At 72.5% G+C, this 18939-nt stretch carries 15 protein-coding genes; 8 read left to right on the top strand and 7 right to left on the bottom strand.

Going from position 1 to position 18939, the window contains the following annotated elements:
- Nucleotides 1-25: 25 nt before the first annotated feature.
- On the bottom strand, nucleotides 26-1390 hold the full coding sequence (locus tag FPV26_RS07980; protein ID WP_147653353.1) for a glutamate--cysteine ligase: 1365 nt from the start codon (nucleotides 1388-1390) through the stop codon (nucleotides 26-28).
- 79 nt (nucleotides 1391-1469) lie between these two features.
- On the opposite strand from FPV26_RS07980, the gene FPV26_RS07975 reads away from it, so the two are divergent.
- Together FPV26_RS07975 and FPV26_RS07970 are read left to right on the top strand one after the other, a co-directional pair.
- Nucleotides 1470-3038, top strand: coding sequence for a peptide ABC transporter substrate-binding protein (locus FPV26_RS07975; RefSeq protein ID WP_147653352.1), 1569 nt, complete (start codon nucleotides 1470-1472; stop codon nucleotides 3036-3038).
- Nucleotides 3035-3949, top strand: coding sequence for an ABC transporter permease subunit (locus FPV26_RS07970; RefSeq protein WP_147653351.1), 915 nt, complete (start codon nucleotides 3035-3037; stop codon nucleotides 3947-3949). Before FPV26_RS07975 ends, FPV26_RS07970 begins: the two co-directional genes overlap by 4 nt.
- A 63-nt stretch (nucleotides 3950-4012) precedes the next feature.
- On the opposite strand, the gene yihA is transcribed toward FPV26_RS07970, so the two are convergent.
- Nucleotides 4013-4618: a ribosome biogenesis GTP-binding protein YihA/YsxC gene (gene yihA, locus FPV26_RS07965; RefSeq protein WP_147653350.1), complete on the bottom strand. Its 606-nt coding sequence runs from the start codon at nucleotides 4616-4618 to the stop codon at nucleotides 4013-4015.
- Between the two features lie 127 nt (nucleotides 4619-4745).
- On the opposite strand from yihA, the gene FPV26_RS07960 reads away from it, so the two are divergent.
- From FPV26_RS07960 to FPV26_RS07945, 4 genes are all read left to right on the top strand, one after another.
- Nucleotides 4746-5510, top strand: a complete 765-nt coding sequence (locus FPV26_RS07960; protein WP_147653349.1) for a c-type cytochrome — start codon at nucleotides 4746-4748, stop codon at nucleotides 5508-5510.
- A gap of 104 nt (nucleotides 5511-5614) precedes the next feature.
- Nucleotides 5615-6250, top strand: a complete 636-nt coding sequence (locus FPV26_RS07955; RefSeq protein ID WP_147653348.1) for a thiol:disulfide interchange protein DsbA/DsbL — start codon at nucleotides 5615-5617, stop codon at nucleotides 6248-6250.
- Nucleotides 6251-6276: 26 nt separating this feature from the next.
- Nucleotides 6277-7119, top strand: a complete 843-nt coding sequence (locus FPV26_RS07950; protein WP_147653400.1) for a thiol:disulfide interchange protein DsbA/DsbL — start codon at nucleotides 6277-6279, stop codon at nucleotides 7117-7119.
- 46 nt (nucleotides 7120-7165) lie between these two features.
- Nucleotides 7166-7966, top strand: a complete 801-nt coding sequence (locus FPV26_RS07945; RefSeq protein ID WP_147653347.1) for an endonuclease/exonuclease/phosphatase family protein — start codon at nucleotides 7166-7168, stop codon at nucleotides 7964-7966.
- Between the two features lie 72 nt (nucleotides 7967-8038).
- Here the strand turns inward: FPV26_RS07945 and FPV26_RS07940 are convergent, their stop codons facing one another.
- Nucleotides 8039-10930 carry a TonB-dependent receptor gene (locus tag FPV26_RS07940; protein ID WP_147653346.1) on the bottom strand — a complete coding sequence of 964 codons (2892 nt, stop codon included), beginning with the start codon at nucleotides 10928-10930 and terminating at the stop codon, nucleotides 8039-8041.
- A 211-nt stretch (nucleotides 10931-11141) separates the two neighbouring features.
- Here FPV26_RS07940 and FPV26_RS07935 point away from each other — a divergent pair, with 211 nt between their 5' ends.
- Both FPV26_RS07935 and FPV26_RS07930 read left to right on the top strand, forming a co-directional pair.
- Nucleotides 11142-13136, top strand: a complete 1995-nt coding sequence (locus FPV26_RS07935) for a lytic transglycosylase domain-containing protein (RefSeq protein WP_147653345.1) — start codon at nucleotides 11142-11144, stop codon at nucleotides 13134-13136.
- A gap of 194 nt (nucleotides 13137-13330) precedes the next feature.
- Entirely contained in the window at nucleotides 13331-14560 is a 1230-nt protein-coding gene (locus tag FPV26_RS07930; protein ID WP_147653344.1) for a multifunctional CCA addition/repair protein, read from the top strand.
- An 85-nt stretch (nucleotides 14561-14645) separates the two neighbouring features.
- Here FPV26_RS07930 and FPV26_RS07925 read toward each other — a convergent pair whose 3' ends face one another.
- From FPV26_RS07925 to FPV26_RS07915, 4 genes are all read right to left on the bottom strand, one after another.
- Nucleotides 14646-16889, bottom strand: coding sequence for a TonB-dependent receptor plug domain-containing protein (locus FPV26_RS07925; protein ID WP_220429079.1), 2244 nt, complete (start codon nucleotides 16887-16889; stop codon nucleotides 14646-14648).
- Nucleotides 16883-17242, bottom strand: coding sequence for a hypothetical protein (locus FPV26_RS12755; RefSeq protein WP_220429078.1), 360 nt, complete (start codon nucleotides 17240-17242; stop codon nucleotides 16883-16885). The genes FPV26_RS07925 and FPV26_RS12755 overlap by 7 nt, the downstream gene beginning before the upstream one ends.
- A 96-nt stretch (nucleotides 17243-17338) precedes the next feature.
- The gene (locus tag FPV26_RS07920) at nucleotides 17339-17731 is read right to left on the bottom strand and encodes a VanZ family protein (protein ID WP_147653343.1); all 393 of its coding nucleotides are present in this window, start codon (nucleotides 17729-17731) and stop codon (nucleotides 17339-17341) included.
- A complete protein-coding gene (locus tag FPV26_RS07915; RefSeq protein ID WP_147653342.1) occupies nucleotides 17731-18918 on the bottom strand; it encodes a class I SAM-dependent methyltransferase in 1188 nt (395 codons plus the stop codon). Before FPV26_RS07915 ends, FPV26_RS07920 begins: the two co-directional genes overlap by 1 nt.
- Nucleotides 18919-18939: the final 21 nt, after the last annotated feature.

The following is an 18939-nucleotide window of genomic DNA, read 5'->3' as shown; positions in this document are numbered from 1 at the left end:
GGCTCATGCTGCGCCGCGGGGCGGCTCAGTAGGCGAACTCGGCGAACACCCGGTCAATGTCCCCGCCCCACGGCCCGTGGAACAGTTCCAGCTTGCGCTCGGCCGGGGTCTGGCCCGCCTCCGCGAACTCGATCAGCGGCGTGAGGAAGATGGACTCGTCCGCGCCGTGGCGGTTGCGGCGCGCGCGCCGGTGCAGGCCCGCAGCGGAGATCCTCAGCGCCTCCAGGGCCAGGTCGCGCAGGGTGCCGTTGCGGAACGGCAGCTTCAGCGCGTGCTTCGGCACCCCGTCGCGCAGCGCGTGGCGCTCCTCGCGGGTGAAGTCCTTGACCAGGTCCCAGGCCGCGTCCAGCGCTGCGTCGTCGTACAGCAGTCCGACCCAGAACGCCGGCAGCGCGCACAGCCGGTTCCACGGGCCGCCGTCGGCGCCGCGCATCTCGAGATAGCGCTTCAGGCGCACCTCGGGGAACGCCGTGGTCATGTGGTCGGACCAGTCGCGCAGGGTCGGCAACTGGCGCGGCAGCGCCTCGAGCTCGCCGCGCAGGAAGCGGCGGAACGACTGCCCGGCGACGTCGAGGTACTCGCCGCCGCGGTACACGAAGTACATCGGCACGTCGAGCAGCCAGTCCACATAGCGCTCGAAGCCGAAGCCGGGCTCGAACACGAAGTCGAGCATGCCGGTGCGGTCCGGATCGGTGTCGGTCCAGATGTGCGAGCGGTAGCTGAGGTAGCCGTTCGGCCGCCCCTCGGTGAACGGCGAATCGGCGAACAGCGCGGTCGCCACCGGCTGCAGCGCGAGCGAGACGCGGAACTTCTTCACCATGTCCGCCTCGTCGGCGAAGTCGAGGTTGACCTGCACGGTGCAGGTCCGCGTCATCATGTCCAGGCCGAGCGTGCCGCGCGTGGGCATGTACGCGCGCATGATCCGGTAGCGGCCCTTGGGCATCCACGGCATGTCCTCGCGCCGCCACTTGGGCTGGAAGCCCATGCCGAGGAAGCCCAGGCCCAGCTCCCGCGCGACCGTCTCGACCTCGTCGAGGTGGCTGCTGGTCTCGCAGCAGGTCTGGTGGATGTGCTCGAGCGGCGCGCCGGACAGCTCCAGCTGGCCGGCGGGCTCGAGCGTCACCGAGGCGCCGCCGCGGGTCAGCGCGATCACCCGGCCATGCTCCTCCACCGGCGCCCAGCCGAAGCGGGTCAGGCCCTTGAGCAGGGCCTCGATCCCGCGTTCGCCGTCGAACGGCGGCGGGCGCAGGTCGTCGAGGCGGAAGCCGAACTTCTCGTGCTCGGTACCGATGCGCCAGTCCGCGCGCGGCTTGCCGCCCGCGGCGAGGTACTCGACGAGCTGGCGCCGGTCGGTGATCGGCTGTTCGGCGACGCTGCTCGGGCTCGACATGGACGCGCTCGCTGCGGAAGGATGGGCGATGTGGGGCCGCCGCCCCGGCACCGCAAGCCATGGAGCATAGCCCGGCCGCATGACCCGCATCGTTGCCCTGCTGCTGTGTCTGTGTTCCAGCGCTGCGCTTGCCGCGCGGCTGGAACGCGGCAACGGGCCGGAGCCATCCACCCTGGACGCGCACAAGTGCCAGGAGGTGGCCTGCGGCAACGTCCTGCGCGACCTGTACGAAGGCCTGGTGACCGAGGACGCGCAAGGGCGCCTGATCCCCGGCATGGCCGAACGCTGGCGCGTCTCGGCCGACGGCCGCACCTGGACCTTCGTCCTGCGTCCCGGGCTGCGCTGGAGCAACGGCGCGCCGCTCGACGCGCCGCAGGTGGTGGCCAGCTTCCGCCGTGCGTTCGCCCCCGCGACCGCGGCGCCGTTCGCGGAACTGTTCGACGCCCTGCGCAACGCGCGCGCGGTGCAGGCCGGCGCGCTGCCGCCGTCCGCGCTCGGCGTGTCGGCGCCGGATGCGCGCACGGTGGTGTTCGAACTCACCCGCGGCGCGCCGCTGCCGGCGCTGCTGACCCTGCCGATCGCGTTCCCGGTGTACCTGCCGGCGGTGGAGCGCCATGGCGCGCAGCACACGCGGCCGGGGCGGCTGGTGTCGAACGGCGCCTACCGGCTGGTGGCGTGGACGCCGCAGGCCCATCTCGAGGTCGCGCGCAATCCGCATTTCCACGCCGCGCGCAGCGTGGCGATCGAACGCGTGCGTTTCCACGTCACCGAGGACGCCGCCGCCGAGCTGCAACGCTACGCGGCCGGCGACCTGCACCTGACCGAGACCGTGCCGCCGCAGCCGCTGCCGGCGCTGCGCACGCGCTTCGGCCCGCAGCTGCGGATCGCGCCCTACCTCGGCGCGTTCTGGCTCGGCCTCAACCTCACCCGGCCGCCGCTGCGCGACGATCCCGCGCTGCGCGAGGCACTGTCGCTGGCCATTGACCGCGAACTGCTGGTGCGCCACGTCACCGGCTTCGGCGAACGGCCCGCCTACGGCGTGGTGCCGCCCGGCATCCCGGGCCACACGCCGGCCGCGCTGCCATGGGCACGCTGGACCCAGGCGCAGCGCGAGGCGCGCGCCCGCGCCCTGTACCGCGCCGCCGGCTACTCGCGCGCGCGCCCGCTCACGCTCGAGCTGCGCTACAACACCTCCACCCCGCACCGGCGCCTGGCGCTCGCGGTCGCGGCGATGTGGCGGCAGGTGCTCGGCGTGCGCGTGCGGCTGCGCAACGAGGAGTGGAAGGTGTTCGTGCAGAACCGGCGCCAGCGCGCGATCACCCAGGTCTTCCGCGGCGGCTGGATCGCCGACGTGCCCGACGCGCGCAACTTCCTGGCCGCGTTCGGCAGCGACGGCCCGCTCAACTGGACCGGCTACGACGACCCCGGCTTCCGCATGCGCCTGGCCAGGGCCGACGCCGCCCGCAGCGAGGCCGCGCGCAACGCCTGGCTGCACGCCGCCGAGCTGCGCCTGCTGCACGCGCATGCGGTGATCCCGCTGTACTTCTACAGCTCCAAGCATCTGGTCGCACCGGTGGTGCACGGCTTCGCGCCCAACCCGCTCGACCGCCACGCCAGCCGCTGGCTGCGGCTGGAGGAGGCGCGATGAAGCGCCTGGCCGCGCGCCTGCTCGAGGCGCTGCTCACGCTGTGGCTGCTGGCCACGCTGTGCTTCGTGCTGCTGCGCGCCGCGCCCGGCGGCCCGTTCGACAGCGAGAAGGCCGCCCCGCCCGAAGTGCAGGCCGCGCTCGCCGCGCAGTACCGGCTCGACCGGCCGCTGCCGGCACAGTACGCGGCCTGGCTCGCGGACGTGGCGCGCGGCGACCTCGGCCCCTCGTTCCAGTACCCCGACTACACCGTCAACCAGCTCGTGGCGCAGGCACTGCCGGTGTCGGCGCTCACCGGCGGCCTGGCGCTGCTGCTCGCGCTCGCGCTGGGCGTGCCGCTCGGGCTCTGGGCCGCGCTGCGCGCCGGCCGCACCGCCGACCGCGTGCTGATGTTCCTCGCCGGCCTGGGCCTGGCGATTCCCAAGTTCGTCGCCGCGCCGCTGCTGGTGCTGCTGTTCGCGGTGAGCCTGCGCTGGCTGCCGGCCGGCGGCTGGGGCGAGTGGCGCAACCTGGTGCTGCCGGTGGTCGCCCTCGCCCTGCCCAACCTGGCCTGGTGCGCGCGCCTGACCCGCGCCGCGCTGCTGGAGACGCTGTCGGCGGACTGGCTGCGCGCCGCCCGTGCGCGCGGCCTGTCGGAGACGCGCCTGCTGTGCGCGCACGCGCTCAGGCCCGCGCTGCTGCCGGTGGTGGCGTGGCTGTCGCCGGCGCTGATCAACGTGGTCACCGGCTCGGCCGTGGTCGAGCAGGTGTTCGGCATTCCCGGCATGGGCCGCTGGTTCGTGCAGGGCGCGCTCAACCGCGACTACACCCTCGTGCTCGGCGTGGTGCTCGTCGTCGGCGCGCTGATCGTGGCGATCAACGCCGCGGTGGACGCCACGCGCGCGTGGCTGGATCCGCGCTTGCGGGACGCCTGAGCCGCGCGCCTGCCCCGCCTTGGCGGCAGGCATCGCCAGGCGTGCGGCATTGCGCGATGCGCGCTACAAGCCGAGCCAGCCCTCGACCACCGCCCGCGCCTCGTCCACGCCCTGCCTGGTTTCGCCGGAGAACAGCTGCACGCCCACCGTGTCGCCGAACGCCGCCGCCAGCTCGCGCCGCACCGCCTGCAGGGTCTGCGCCTGCTGGCCGCGGCCGAGCTTGTCGGCCTTGGTCAGCAGCGCGTGCGCCGGCAGCCCGCGCTGCACCGCGTAGCCGAGCATCTGCCGGTCGTAGTCCCGCAGCGGGTGGCGGATGTCCATCACCACCACCAGCCCGCGCAGCGCCTCGCGGCTGCGGAAATAGCCGTCAATGAACGCCTGCCAGTGCGCCTGCAGCTCGCGCGGCACCTGCGCGTAGCCGTAACCCGGCAGGTCCACCAGGTAGCGCTGCGGTTCGACCTCGAAGAACACCAGCTGCTGGGTCCGCCCCGGCGTGCGCGACACCCGCGCCAGCGCGTTCTGCCGGCACAAGGCGTTGAGCGCGCTGGACTTGCCGGCGTTGGAACGCCCGGCGAAGGCGACCTCGAAGCCGCCGTCGGGCGGCAGCTGGCGGGGGGTGTGTGCGGCCAGCAGGTAGCGGGCGCGGGCGAGCGGGGTGGAAGCGGCCATCCTTCTAGCTTCGCACGGCCGCGCCCCGGGCCCGACGCGGTTTGACCGTGCTGCGGCAGGCCCGGATAATTCCGCGTCTTCGCGGCCGCGTCCGGCTGCGCTTCCCCGTGTTTCCCGGAGTCCCTGCATGCGCCTTGCCCGCGTCTTCGGTCTCGCCGGTGCCGCCGCTGCCGCGGCCACCGCCGTCGCCCTGGCCCAGACCACGGTCACGCCCCTGCCGGAGCAGCCCCCGGTGCAGGCGGCGCCGCTCGTCGAAGCCAAGGCCACCTGGGGCGACGCCAAGGCCGGCGCCACCAAGGCCGGCGCCTGCGCCGCCTGCCACGGCGTGGACGGCAACCCCACCGATCCGCAGTACCCGCGCCTGGCCGGCCAGTCCGAGCGCTACATCGCCAGCCAGCTGGCCGCGTTCAAGAGCGGCGAGCGCAACACCGGCATGGCCGCGGTGATGAAGCCCTTCGCCGACATGCTCAGCGCGCAGGACATGCGCGACATCGGCGCCTACTACGCCACCCAAAAGCCGGGCGCCGGCGTCGCCGACGACACCGTGGTCGCCGACGGCCCGTACAAGGGCATGAAGTTCTACGAGATCGGCCAGCAGCTCTACCGCCGCGGCGACGCGAGCCGCGGCGTGCCGGCGTGCATGGCCTGCCACGGCCCGGCCGGCGCCGGCAACCCCGGCCCCGCCTACCCCGCGCTCGCCGGCCAGCAGGCCGCCTACGTCGAGCGCCGCCTGCAGGAGTACCGCGCCGGCACCACCAGCCTGGGCGACCGCCGCCTGTTCGACATCATGGCCCAGGTGGCCAAGCCGCTGACCGACCAGGAGATCGCGGCCCTGGCCAGCTACGTGCAGGGCCTGCACCGCCGTCCCGCCGCGGACGTCGCGGCCCGCTGAACCGGAACTTCCGGCCTCGGCCCGTGGTCGAAGCCGTCGCTCTCCTCGAACTGTCCGCCGGCCGCTATCCTCGGCCGGCGTTTTTTTGTCCGGACGAAGCCCGCATGTGCCTCCCTTCCCGCTTCCTCCGCTCCCTGCTGCTCGGCCTGTGCCTGTGGCTGCCGCTGCCGGCGGCGCTGGCCGCGCCGGTCGCCGGCACCGACTACGTCGAGATCGAGGGCGGCGCGCCGTTCCAGCCGCAGCCGGGCACGCTCGAGGTCGCCGAGGTGTTCGCCTACTGGTGCGGGCACTGCGCGGCCATGCAGCCCAAGCTCGAGGCCTGGAAGCGCACCCTGCCCAGGGACGTGCGCGTGACCTACGTGCCGCTGCCGGGCGGCCGCGACGACATGCTCGCGCGCGGCTTCTTCGTCGCCGAGCGTCTGGGCGCGCTGCCGCGGGTGCACGCCGCCACCTACCGCGCGATCCACGAACAGCAATCGCTGCCGCGCAATCCCACCGCCGACGAGATGGCCGCGTTCTACGCCGGCTTCGGCCTCGATGCCGCGAAGGTGCGCGCGGCCCTGCTCGACCCCGCGCTCGCCGACCAACTCGCCCGCGCCCGCCGCTTCGCGATCGAGTCCGGGGTCGAGGGCACCCCGACCCTGGTCGTCGCCGGCCGCTACCGCGTGCTCGGCCGCACCCTCGACGACAGCCTGCGCATCGCCGGCGAACTGGTCGCGATGCTGCGCACGCGCCGATGATCGTCTCCCGCCTTGCCCGAAAGGATCTGCCGATGAAACTGCATCTGCTCCTGCCCGCGCTGCTGCTGCTCGCCACCGCCTGCAACCGCAACGAACCCGCCCCGGCCGCGCCGGCCGGCGATGCCGCCGCCACCGCGTCCCAGGCCCCGGCCGCCGCGCCGGCCGCCCCCGCCGTGGATCCCGCCGCGCGCGAGGCGATCACCCGGATCCTGGCCGCGGCCGAGACCGCACCGCCGCCGGTGGCCGGCACCGACTACGTGGAGATCCCCGGCGGCCAGCCGTTCGAGCCGCTGAACGGCAAGATCGAGATCGTCGAGGCCTTCGGCTACACCTGCCCGCACTGCGCGAACTTCCAGCCGCTGGTCAACGCGTGGAAGGAGCAGCTGCCGCCCGACGTGCGCTTCACCTACGTCGCCGCGCCGTTCGGCGGCTACTGGGTTCCCTACGCCAAGGCCTACTACACCGCCGAGGCGCTGGGCCTGCTCGACCGCACCCATGACGCGGTGTTCCAGGCGATCCACCTCGAGCGCACCCTGCCGGTGCAGCCGCTGCCGAGTGACGCGCAGATCGCGGCGTTCTACGCCCGCTACGGCGCCGATCCGAAGCAGTTCGCCGAGACGATGTCGAGCTTCGCCATCAATGCCAAGCTCAACCGCGCGCGGCAGTTCCTGCAGCGCACGGGCGTGGAGGGCACGCCGACGCTGATCATCAACGGCAAGTACCGCGTGACGGCCCGCACGCTCGAGGACTCCGTCCGCATCGCCACGCAGCTGGTCGCGCTTGAGCGCGCGGCCGCGGGCGCGAGCCCGGCGGCGCCCGTCGCGGAACCGCCCGCGCCCGAGGCCGCCCCGCCCGCGTCCGGCCAGTGACCCGCATCGCCGGCGCCGCCGCTCCGCACGGCGGCGCCTCCCCGCGATGACGGCACCGCGCCATACTGCGGCGATGGCCACCCGCCGGCTCAAGCTGCTCAGCGCCAACATCCAGGCCGGCTCCAGCACGCGCGGCTACCACGACTACGTCGCGCGCAGCTGGTCGCACGTACTGCCGGCCGGCAACAAACGCGACAACCTCGATGCGATCGCGCGCCTGGCCGGGCAGCACGACATCGTCGGGCTGCAGGAGAGCGACCCGGGCAGCCTGCGTTCGGGCTTCACCAACCAGACCCACTACCTGGCCCAGCGCGGCGGCTTCCCGTGGTGGAGCCACCAGCCCAACCGCCGGGTCGGCGGCGTGGCCTCCAGCGCCAACGGCCTGCTCAGCAAGCTCGAGCCGGTCGAGGTCCACGATTACCCGCTGCCCGGCCGGGTGCGTGGCCGCGGCGTGCTGCTGGCGCGCTTCGGGGAAGGCCGCGGGGGGCTTGCCGTCGCCGTCGCCCATCTGTCCCTCGGCGCGGTCTCGCGCCGCGCCCAGATCGGATTCCTGGCCGAGCTGCTGCAGGACCACCCGCGCGCGGTGCTGATGGGCGATTTCAACTGCGACCCCTACTGCACCGACATGCAGGCACTCTACCGCCGCACCCGGCTGCAGCCGCCGCCGCGGCTGGTGCCCACCTTCCCCAGCTGGCGTCCGCAGCGGGCGATCGACCACATCCTGGTCAGCGAGGAGCTGCCCGCGCCGCCGCCGGCCGCCTTCCCCGCCGCGCACTCGGACCACCTCGCGCTCGCGGTCGAACTGGAGGTGCCGGAAGCCGCGCTGCAGGTCGGCGAGGCGGCCTGATCCGCGCGCAAACGAAACGGCCGGTGGCGGACCACCGGCCGTTCGTGCGCAACGCGACTGCGGCTTTCCTGCTCAGAACCTCAGGTCGGCGCGCAGGTACCAGAAACGGCCGCCGGGGATGTCGTAGGTGGACGCGTCGTAGCCGTTGAGCGAGCAGCTCAGGCAGATCGGCGGATCCTTGTCGAAGGCGTTGTTCACGCCCGCGGTCACCTTCAACCCGCGCAGCCACTCGAAGTTGTAGCCGAGCTGCAGGTCGTGGTAGGTGGTCTCCGGCAGCACGTTGCGGTTGAGGGCCGGGTTGCTGCACACCGGGAAGTTGATCGCGCGGCCGCAGGCCTCGCGCAGCTCGCTGATGTGCCGCACCGTCCAGGAACCGAACCAGTTCTCCCGGGACCAGTCCACCACGAAGGTGGAGGTCCACTCCGGGATCGCGCTGTTGTTCACCTCCACGCCCGGACGCTGCGGCTGGCGCTGGCCGCCGGCGCCGTAGGCCTCGTAGCGGGTCACGAACGTATTGCGCCAATCCACCCGCAGCTTGCCCAGGCGGGATTCGGGCAGGGTCCAGAACAGGTCCACGTCCCAGCCGTCGGTCTTGATCACGCCGAGGTTGGTGAGGCGGTTGTTGAAGCCGTTGATGGCGCCGGTGGAGGCGCGGGTGATGCCGTCGCAGTACAGCGGCGACATGGTGCGCACGCACAGGTTGAGCTGGGTCTGCGCGTCCACCGCCTGGATCGCGCCCGTGATCGTGTGGCGGTAGAAGGTCACCTCCACGTCCACGCGCTCGGCCACGGCCGAATCCTCGAGGAAGCCCGGGCTCCACACCAGGCCGGCGGTGAAGCTGTCCGCGGTCTCCGGCTGCAGGTTGCGGTTGCCGCCGGTGGTCACCGAGATCTGCGGATTGGCCTGCTGGAAGCCCGCCGGCACGCCCAGCGCGCGGCAGTTCGACAGCAGCGACGGGTCGGCCAGCGGCTCGGAGCAAGGATCGGCCAGCACCGCGTCGAAGCGGCTGTCGGAACCGAACAGCTCGCCGATGGACGGCGCGCGGAAGCCCTCGGCGAAGGTGGTGCGCAACAGCAGCTCGTCGGCCACCTGCCAGCGCAGGCCGAGCTTGCCGGTGAACTCGCCGCCGAAGGTGGAGTAGTCCGAGTAGCGGCCGGCGATGCTCAGGTCGAGCTTCTTGCCCCAGGCGGAATCGGCCATCAGCGGCACGTTGAACTCGGTGTACAGCTCGCTGACGTCGTATTCGCCGGACGTGGGCTTGGAGGGCACGCCGTTGTAGAAGCCGGCGACGGTGAGCGGATCGGGCTGGTACCAGCCCTCATAACGGCGGTGCTCCACGCCCGCCGCGAACGACAGCGGCCCCGCCGGCAGCGAGAACAGGTCGCCGGAGAGGTTGGCCGTGAACTGGGTGAGCTTGTTCGCGCTGCGGTCGCGCACCACCGGCTGGATCCACGCCAGCATCGCCTGGGTGATGGTGCCGGGGCCGCCGAAGATGTTCAGCGGCGTGCAGCCCGGCGTGGCCGCACACACCGCCGGGTCGCCCAGGGCGATGCCGATGTTGCGGATGTTGTAGCTGCCGTAGTTGGTCTGCTCGGCGCTGTTGTCGCTGTGGGCCAGGTTCACGTCCCAGAACCAGGTGCTGCCGCCGACGTCGAAGATGCCCTCGAAACCGGTGCCGACGTACCAGGTGTCCACCTCCTGCATGAACACGCGCGGGCCGCCCTCGATCGGGCGGCGCCCGATCAGGAACAGGTTGCGCTGCGCCGGCGGCGTGGTCAGGCGCGCGTCGAGGTCTATGCCGAACGGATTGAACGGGTTGTTGCGGGATATGAAGATGTTGTCGGCGAGCGGATTGCCGGTGCCGCCGGACGGGCCGAGGAAGATCGGCTCCGGTGCGGCCTGGTTCACCGACTCGCGCCGGTTGTACAGCGCCTTGACGTACCAGCTGCTGTTCTCGCTCAGGTCGAAGCGGAACTGGCCGAACAGGCCGGCGCGCTCGGACGGCGTGACCAGCAGGTTGAAGGGCGAGAAGTTGAAGCGGTCGGCGTCGGTGAAACAGTGGTAGTCGTCGGTGCGGGTGCAGCCGGTCTGGGTGGCGTCGAAGCGCGGGTTGCTGGCGCCGGTGTTGGGCGTGATGTTGTAGGTGGCGCCGGTGCCGGGATGGCGGAATACGAAGCGCCCGGTGGGCGTGGCGGAGCTGCCGAAGGTGACGCCGGTGCCCGGCACCGGGAAGCGCGACTGCTCGCGGTCGGCGGAGCTGACCCGCTCCTGCTCGGTGTAGCTGGCACCGAGGAACAGGTTGCTGCGCTCGCCGTTCCAGCCCCAGGCCAGGTCCGCCTTGGTGGTCTCGCCGTCGCCGGCCTCGTACTCGCCGTACTGCACACTGACCGAAGCACCGTCGAAGTCGCGGCGGGTGATGATGTTGACCACGCCGGCGATGGCGTCGGAGCCATACAGCGCCGAGGCGCCGTCCTCCAGCACCTCGATCCGGTCCACGATCGCCAGCGGGATGGTGTTGAGGTCGGTGGCCGCGCCCACGCCCGAGGCCGAGGACTCGTTGACCCAGCGCATCCCGTCCACCAGCACCAGCACGCGCTTGGCGCCGAGGTGGCGCAGGTCCACCTGCGCCGAGCCCGCGCCCACGCCGCTGCCGTCCGGCGGGAAGCCGAAGTTGCCCGAGGAATTGAAGCGGGTGTTGAGCGCCGAACCGGAGGCGGTGAGCGCCTGCACGATGTCGCCCAGCGAATTCAGGCCGGTGCGTTCGATGTCCTCGCGGGTGACGGTCTGCACCGGCACCTGGCCCTCGATCTCGGCTTTCTTGATGCGGGTGCCGGTGACCTGGACGCGGTCGAGGGTCACGGCCTCCTGGGCCTGCGGGGCGTCCTGGGCGACGGCCGCCATCGGCAAGGCGAGCAAGAACGACAACTGCACGGCTGTGGTCAGCCGGTTACGGCGCAGCTTCATGAGTCCTCTCCATAGATGCGGGATGCACCGGCGGCATCCCCCTGCCCCTGCCGACGGCGTCCGGGCACTTGTAAACAATTTGTGAATGGGCGGCAAGGGTCGCGGCAGCCACCGGTCGGCGGGCTGTGGGCGGCGTCCGTTTTTTGCTGCATCGCGACAAACAAGGCCCGTCGGTCGGGGCGTTCATCCGCGCACGGCTATGCTCGCGCGCATGTCACGATGGCTCCCCCTGCTGTTCCTTGCCGGCGTGGTTTGCGCCGGCCCCGGCCGTGCGCAGCCGGCCGCCGATCCGCTGCTGCCGCAGGTGCAGGCGGCGATCGAGGCCGCCGCGCGCGGCGAGTTCGACGCCCGCCGGCACGGGCATCTGGCCGCACATCCCCTCTATCGCTGGATCGAATTCGCCGCGCTGCGCCGCGATGCCGACCTGCTGCCGCGACAACGCGCCGAGGCGTTCCTCGCCCGCCACCGCGGCGAGGCGGTGGGCGAGGCATTCCGCGAGGTCTGGCTGGCGGCGCTGGCGCGGCGCAAGGACTGGCCGGCGTTCCGCGCCGCGTGGTCGCCGACGATCACCGATCCGGCACTGCGCTGCGCCGAACTCGACGCGCGCCAGGCCACCGCCGGCACCGACCCGCAGTGGGTACGCGACGCGCAGGCGTTGTGGCGCGGCAGCGGCCGCTCGCTGCCGCCGACCTGCGATGCGCCGTTCGCGCTGCTGGCCGCACAGGGCGGGCTGCCACCTGCGCTGCGCTGGGAGCGGATCGAGCTGGCGGCGATCGAGGGCGAACCGGCGGTGATGCGCGCCGCCGCGCGCGGCCTGCCCGCCGACGAGGCCCGGCTCGCCGGGGACTACGCCGCGTTTCTGGAGGCGGTGCACGAGCGCGCGCTGGCCTGGCCGAAGTCGGCGCGCAGCCGGCTGGTCGCCTCGCACGGGCTGGCGCGGCTGGCGAAATCGGCACCGGCGGTGGCCGAGGCGTTGCTGCCGAAATACGCCGAGGCGCTCGGCTTCGACGAAGCCGAGCGTGGCCGGGTGCTGTACCAGATCGCGCTGTGGACGGTGGCCTCGTACGAGCCGGACGCCGCGCGCCGGCTCGCCGCGGTGCCGGAGACGGCCTACGACGAGCGCCTGCACGAGTGGCGGGTGCGCGAGGCACTGGCGCGCGCGGACTGGCACGCGGCGCTGGCGGCGGTCCGGAAGATGCCGCCGGCGCAGCGCGCGGACTCGCGCTGGACCTACTTCGAGGCGCGCCTGCTCGAACTCACCGGCGAGCGCGACGCCGCGCGCGCGGCCTATGCGCGTGCGGCGCGCAAGCCGGAGTTCCACGGTTTCCTCGCCGCCGACCGGCTCGAGCAGCCGTACGCGCTGTGCCCGTGGCGGCCGGCCGATCCGCCGGCACTGAAGGCGCAGGTGGCGGCCGATGCGGGGCTGCGGCGGGCGCTGGCGCTGCACCGGATCGAGCGCCGCGGCTGGGCCCTGCGCGAATGGGACGCGGCGCTGGCGCGGTTCGACGACGCGCGGCGGCGGCTGGCGGTGGAGGTGGCGCAGGAGCACGGGTGGTTCGACCGGGCAGTGTTCGCGCTCGGCAAGGATCCGGCCGGGGTGCCGAAGCCGGACGAGCTGCGGCTGTATCACCTGCGTTTTCCGCTGCACCATGCCGAGGTGATCCGGCGCGAGGCGGCGCGGCACGGGCTCGATCCGGCGTGGGTGGCGGCGGAGATCCGCGCCGAGAGCGTGTTCGACCCGACCGCACGCTCGCACGCCAACGCGATGGGATTGATGCAGGTGCTGCCGGAGACGGGAATGGCGGTGGCGCGCCGGCTGGGGCTGGCGTGGCGCGGGGCGGCGAGCCTGTACGAGCCGGAGACCAACATCGTGCTCGGCACGGCCTATCTGCGGCAGTTGCTCGACGAATACGGGGCGCCGTACCTGGCGATCGCGGGCTACAACGCGGGGCCGGCGCCGCTGCGGCGCTGGCGAACGCAGCGGCCCGGCATGGATCCGGATTTCTGGATCGAGACCGTCAGCTACAAGGAAACCCGCGACTACGTCGCGCGCGTGCTCGCCTTCAGCGTGATCTACGACTGGCGCCTCAACGGCGACGCGCTGCGCCTGAGCGACCGCCTGCGCGGCCGCACCGACGGCCCGCGCAAGCGCTTCGTGTGCCCGCTGGCCGACACCAACGCCGACGCCGCGCAGCCTGCGGGGTGATGGCGACGCCTGCGGGACGAAGATGCCGGTAGACCCATCGTACGGCGTGACGGCGCGTGTGCGCGTGTCGGTCGCTTCGGGCGGGGCGTTGCTGTCGCTTCGGGCGGGGGCGCCGGTATGCCCGGGCCGACCATGCTTCCCGCAATCAATCCTGGTTCCTGCCAACCCAACCGCCCCCCGATACACTCGCGCGGATGAAGACCTACCTCGTCGGCGGCGCCGTGCGCGACCGGCTGCTCGGATTGCCGCCGGGCGACCGCGACTTCGTCGTCGTCGGCGCCACCCCCGAGGCCATGCTCGCGCGCGGCTTCCGGCCCGTCGGCCGCGACTTCCCCGTGTTCCTGCACCCCGACACCGGCGAGGAGTACGCCCTCGCCCGCACCGAACGCAAGACCGGGCGCGGACACCGCGGCTTCGTCGTCCACGCCGACCCCTCGGTCACCCTCGAACAGGACCTCGAACGCCGCGACTTCACCATCAACGCCATCGCCGAAGACGAAACCGGCGCACTGCTCGATCCCTTCGGCGGCCTGCCCGACCTCCAGGCGCGCGTCCTGCGCCACGTCGGCCCGGCCTTCGTCGAGGATCCCCTGCGCGTCCTGCGCGCCGCACGCTTCCTCGCACGCCTGGCCCCGCTCGGCTTCACCCTCGCCCCGCAGACGCTCGCCCTGATGCGCGAGATGGTCGCCGCCGGCGAACTGACCGACCTCACCCCCGAACGCGTGTGGCAGGAACTGGCGCGCGCCCTGGCCGCACCGCGGCCCTCGGCGTTCCTGCATACCCTGCGCGCCTGCGGCGCGCTCGCCGTGGTGCTGCCGGAGGTGGACGCCCTGTACGGCGTGCCGCAGCGCGCCGAATTCCACCCCGAGGTGGACACCGGCGTGCACATCGAACTGGTCTGCGACATGGCCGCGCGGCTCGCCCCCGGCGACGACATCGTCGGCTTCGCCGCGCTGACCCACGACCTCGGCAAGGCGCTGACCCCGGCCGACGTGCTGCCGCGCCACGTCGGCCACGAACGCGCCGGCCTTGCGCCGCTGCGCGCCCTGTGCGAACGGCTGAAGGTGCCGAACGAACATCGCGCGCTGGCCGAACTGGCCTGCCGCGAGCACCTGGTGATGCACCGCTTCGACGAACTGCGCGCCACGACCGTGTACGCGCTGCTGCAGCGCTGCGACGGCCTGCGCCGGCCGGAGCGCGTGCGCCGCTTCGCCCTGGTGTGCGAGGCCGACAAGCGCGGCCGCGCCGGCCATGCCGAGGACGACTATCCGCAGGGCCGCGCCCTGCTCGCCGCGCTCGCCGCTGCGCAGTCGGTGCGCGCCGGGCAGGTCGCCGATGACGGCCTGCAGGGCCCCGCGCTCGGTGCCGCGCTCGAGCGCGCGCGCATCGCCGCGATCGCCGCGGCCACCGGCAAGCGCCCCTGACCGCGGGGCGTGCCGTCGTCGTCGCCCCCCGGAAACGCGACGGGCGGCCGCAGCCGCCCGTCGCCCCGTTGCCGGCAGTGATCCCTCAGAACTCGACGCCGACCCGCACGTACCACTCGCCGCCGTTGAAGCCGAACGGCGAGGACAGCGGGTACTGCGCGCCGAGGAAGTTCAGCACCGCGTTGGTTTCCTTGTCGGGGTAGTTGTCGAAGATGTTGTTGCCGCCGACGGTCACGTGCACGCGGTCGTCGAACAGGTCGAAGCCCACCGCCAGGTCGAACAGCCACTCCGACCCGAACGTCGCCTTCTCGCCGAAGGTGAAGTCCTCCCAGCCGCCGTAGCGGTTCGCGCGCGCGGTCAGGTTGAAGTTCCAGGGCGAACGCCAGTCGAAGGTCAGCACGGTGCGGTGGTTCGGCAACTGGTTCTCCAGGTCGGCCACGCGCTCGGCGTCAATGATCGGCGTCGTCGTGCCGGGCACCAGGTCAACGTGGTCCACCTCCTGCCTGTTCCAGCTGTGGCGCACGTCGAAGGTGCCGGTGCCCCACTCGCCGAAGTCGGCGCGGTAGATCGCCACCAGGTCCAGGCCCTGGACGGTGGTGTCGAAGCCGTTGCTGAAGTACGACACCTGCCGAGGCAGCGCCGCGAGCGGGATGCCGGCGTCGAGCAGCGCCCGCTCCTCGGGCGAGCCGGGCGCGATGCTGAAGTTGCGCAGCGCGATCCGGTCGTCGATGTCGATGTTGTAGTAGTCGGCGGTGAAGCTGAAACTGCTGCTGGGCGTGTACACCAGGCCAACGGAGTAGGCGAACGATTCCTCCGCCCGCAGCGGCTGTGCGCCCAGCGCGATCGCGACGGGGCTGTTGACCGGGAAGGTGCCGAGCGGAATCAGCCTGCCGCTGGCGTCGGCCGTGGTGGTGATGTCCAGGGTGTTGATCTGGCCCGGCGTCGGCGCACGGAAGCCGGTGTTGACCGTGGCGCGCAGCGCCACCGCGTCACTCGCCTCGAAACGTGCCGACAGCTTGCCGTCGAGGGTGCTGCCGAACGCGGAGGAGTCCTCGAACCGCCCGGCCAGGCCCATCGTCAACCGCCCGGTCACGTCGGCTTCGAGGTCGAGATAGACGGCCCGGCTGTACTGGCTGAACTCGCCGGCCGCCTGCGGCTCATCGCCCTGGAAGCCATCCGAACCGAAGCCGAACAGCATGAAGGTCGGTCCGCGCTCGTACGACGCCGGATCGCCGGCGGCGATCTTGTAGGTCTCCTCGCGCCACTCCGCGCCGAAGGCCACGTTCACCGGCGAGGCGAACAGGTCGGTCTGCCACGGGTACACGAAGTCCAGGTTGAGGCCGCGCTCGAGCTGGGTCAGGTGCCCGGGCGTGAACGTGGTCGGGCTGAGCCGGCCCAGGCTCGGGTTGATCGAGTCCACCAGGGTATAGACGATCTCGTTCTCGCCCTGGCGCAGACTCACGTCCCAGCGCAGCCCGGCGCCGGTCTCGCCCTTGGCGCCGAACACACCCTCGTAATCCTCGATCTCGGCGCCAAAGGTCGGCGTGTAGCCGCCCGGGAACCGGACGTGGATCGGGTTGAGGGCGATGTAGCCGGACGGGCTGGTGGCGTCGCGGGTCAGATAGTCGTCCGGGTTCAGGCCGCGCGCGCGGATGGCGTCCACGATGGACTGCGCCACCGGATCGGCCCGCCCGTCGCCGTTGCCGTCCACGAACAGCGTGCCACGCGGGGTGACGCCGGCCACGCCGACCGGCGTGCGGTAGAAGAAGCTCGAGTCGTACTCCGTGTCCGCATGGCTGAGGAAGCCGTACAGGCTCATCCTTTCGCCGAGCGGCGACTCGGCGTTGATGAAGGAGCGGATGCCCTCGGCATTGGGATCACCCCAGCGCTGGCCGAGGCCGTTGAACGGCACCTGCCCCGGGCGGGCCGCGGCGACCACCGCGGCGTCCGCGCGCGGCACCCCGCGCGAGGTGAAGTCGCTCTCGAAGTACTCGGCCGTCATGTTGAAGAAGCCGCCCTGGCCGAGCGGCAGGCCGAAGTTGATCGAGGAACGGAACTTGTCGCCGTCGCCTTCGTAGGTCGAGCCGTACTGGGTGTCGATGCGCACACCCTCGGGGCTGTCGTTGAGCAGGATGTTGATCACGCCGGCGATGGCGTCCGAACCGTACTGCGCCGAGGAACCGTCGCGCAGCACTTCCACGCGCTGGATCGCGGCGGCCGGGATCAGGCCGAAGTCCACCGCCTGCGCGCCCTGGTTGACGGTGCCGAACGGCTCGGTCTGCAGGTTCACCAGTGCCGAACGATGGCGGCGCTTGCCGTTGATCAGCACCAGGGTCTGGTCCGGCGGCAGGTTGCGCAGGTTGGCGGGCGCACGAACGCGGTGCCGTCGGCGATCGGGAAACGCTGGGTGTTGAACGACGGCGCGATGTTGGCGAGCTGGTCGGTGAACTCGGCCGAGGCCTGCCGCTCGAGCAGGTTCGGGCGGAACACGTCGATCGGCGACAGCGACTCGATCGGCGAGCGACCCGGCGTACGGGTGCCGGTGACGGTCACGGTGTCGAGGGTGGTGGCCTCGTCCTGCCCGGCGTCGGACGGCGTGGCGGTTTCCTGCGCGGCCAGCGCGGGCGCGGCCAGGGCCAGGGCGATGGCGACGGTCAGACGGTGCGGAATGGTGCGGCGCATGGATGGCTCCCCTTGGGTGACAGTTCCCCGTGGCCATTCATCTAGCCGCTTAACGAAGCGTTCACAAGCTGCGCCGCAGCGCCGGCCGACGACCGGTCAGCGCCGCTCCCAGCGCAGCAGCAGGTCACACCAGGGGGTGGCCCGGGTCAGCAGGCCCAGGCCCACCCCGAGGGTGTTGGCCAGCGCGTCGCGCAGGTCGAACTGACGGGTCTCGGTCAGCAAGCCCTGCGCGACCTCCAGGGCCAGGCCCAGCGCCACCAGCCCCAGGCCGGCGCGCCACAGCGCCGCGCCGGTGGCGAACAGCTGCACCGCCCCGGCGCCGAGCAGGCCGTAGCAGAGCGCGTGCACGGCCTTGTCCGATCCCGGCGGCGCGGGCACCGGCGGCGGCGGGACCAGCGAGACCACGATCCCGGCGAACACCGCCGCCCACCACAGGCCCAGCCACAGCCGCGGCCGCCGCAGCGGCTTGAGCGCGCCTTCGCCCCACATCACAGGCGCCAGCTCAGGTCGCCGACCACGAACGCGTGGTCGAAGCCGACCCCGCGCGCGAAGCCCATCGCCTGGAAGCGCTCGCCCATCTCCGAGGGCAGGGTCAGCAGCTTGGCCTGCTGGCGCAGCTTCAGCCGCGCGGTCTCGTCGGCCGCGCGCGCCTCGGCCTCGGCCAGGTTGCGTTCCAGGCCATTGCCGATCAGGAAGCTCGCCTGCGAGCAGTAGCCGGCGAAGTCGAAGCCGGCGTGGGTGCCGGCCTCGGCCAGGGCGGTGAAATCCACCGAGGCGGTGACGTCCTGCAGGCCGGGGAAAGCCAGTACGTCCTCGACCAGGTGGTGGCGGCGGAACGCGCGCAGCGTGCCCTCGCGCCGCTGCGGCCGGTAGTACTCGCGGCGCGGATAGCCGTAGTCCACGAACAGCAGCGCGCCGTCCTGCATCGGCCCGGTCACCGCCTGCAGCCAGTACGGCAGCTGCGGCAGCAGCTCGGAGCGGTAGCCTTCGGCGAAGGGCTGTTCGAGCTGGCGCTCCACGTGCCGCACCGCGGCGCTGAGCAGCGCGTCGGCCGGCTGCTCGCTGCGCACGAAGCGGCCCTGCGGATCGAGCGCGACGTGCTCCTCGTACACCTGCCCGCCATGGATCGAAAAGCGCGGGGTCGGCAGCGCGTCCAGCACCTCGTTGGCGAACAGCACACCGCTCCATGCGTGCTGCGGCGGCCCGTCGAGCCATTCGACCAGGTCGAACAGCAGCGGGCCCAGCCGTTCGCGCAGGCGCGCCTGCTGGCGCTGGCGCAGGTCGGCGCTCGGTTCGAGGATCGCGTAGCGCGCCGGCAGCGCATCCAGCGCCATCAGCTTCTTCAGCACCACCTCGGCGAAGGCGCCGCTGCCGCCGCCGAGTTCGAGGAACCCGGCATCGGGGCCGAGCTGGCGCAGCACCGGCGCGAGCGCATCGGCCACGCAGGCGGCGAACAGCGGGCCGAGTTCGGGCGCGGTGACGAAATCGCCGGCGGCACCGAACTTGGTCGCGCCGGCGCTGTAGTAGCCCAGCCCCGGCGCGTACAGCGCCAGCTCCATGAAACGCGAGAACGGGATCGCGCCGCCGGCGGCGCGGATCTGCTCGACGATCAGCGCGCGCAGCCGCTCGCTGTGGGCGAGCGCTTCGGGATCGGGCGGGGGCGGGGTCTGCGTCATGGGGTCAGGGTACATTTTCGC

Source organism: Vulcaniibacterium gelatinicum (assembly GCF_008033445.1).
Taxonomy (GTDB): Bacteria; Pseudomonadota; Gammaproteobacteria; order Xanthomonadales; family Xanthomonadaceae; genus Vulcaniibacterium_B; species Vulcaniibacterium_B gelatinicum.
The sequence above is the reverse complement of the archived record's forward strand: the minus strand, read 5'-3'. Positions and strand labels throughout refer to the sequence as shown.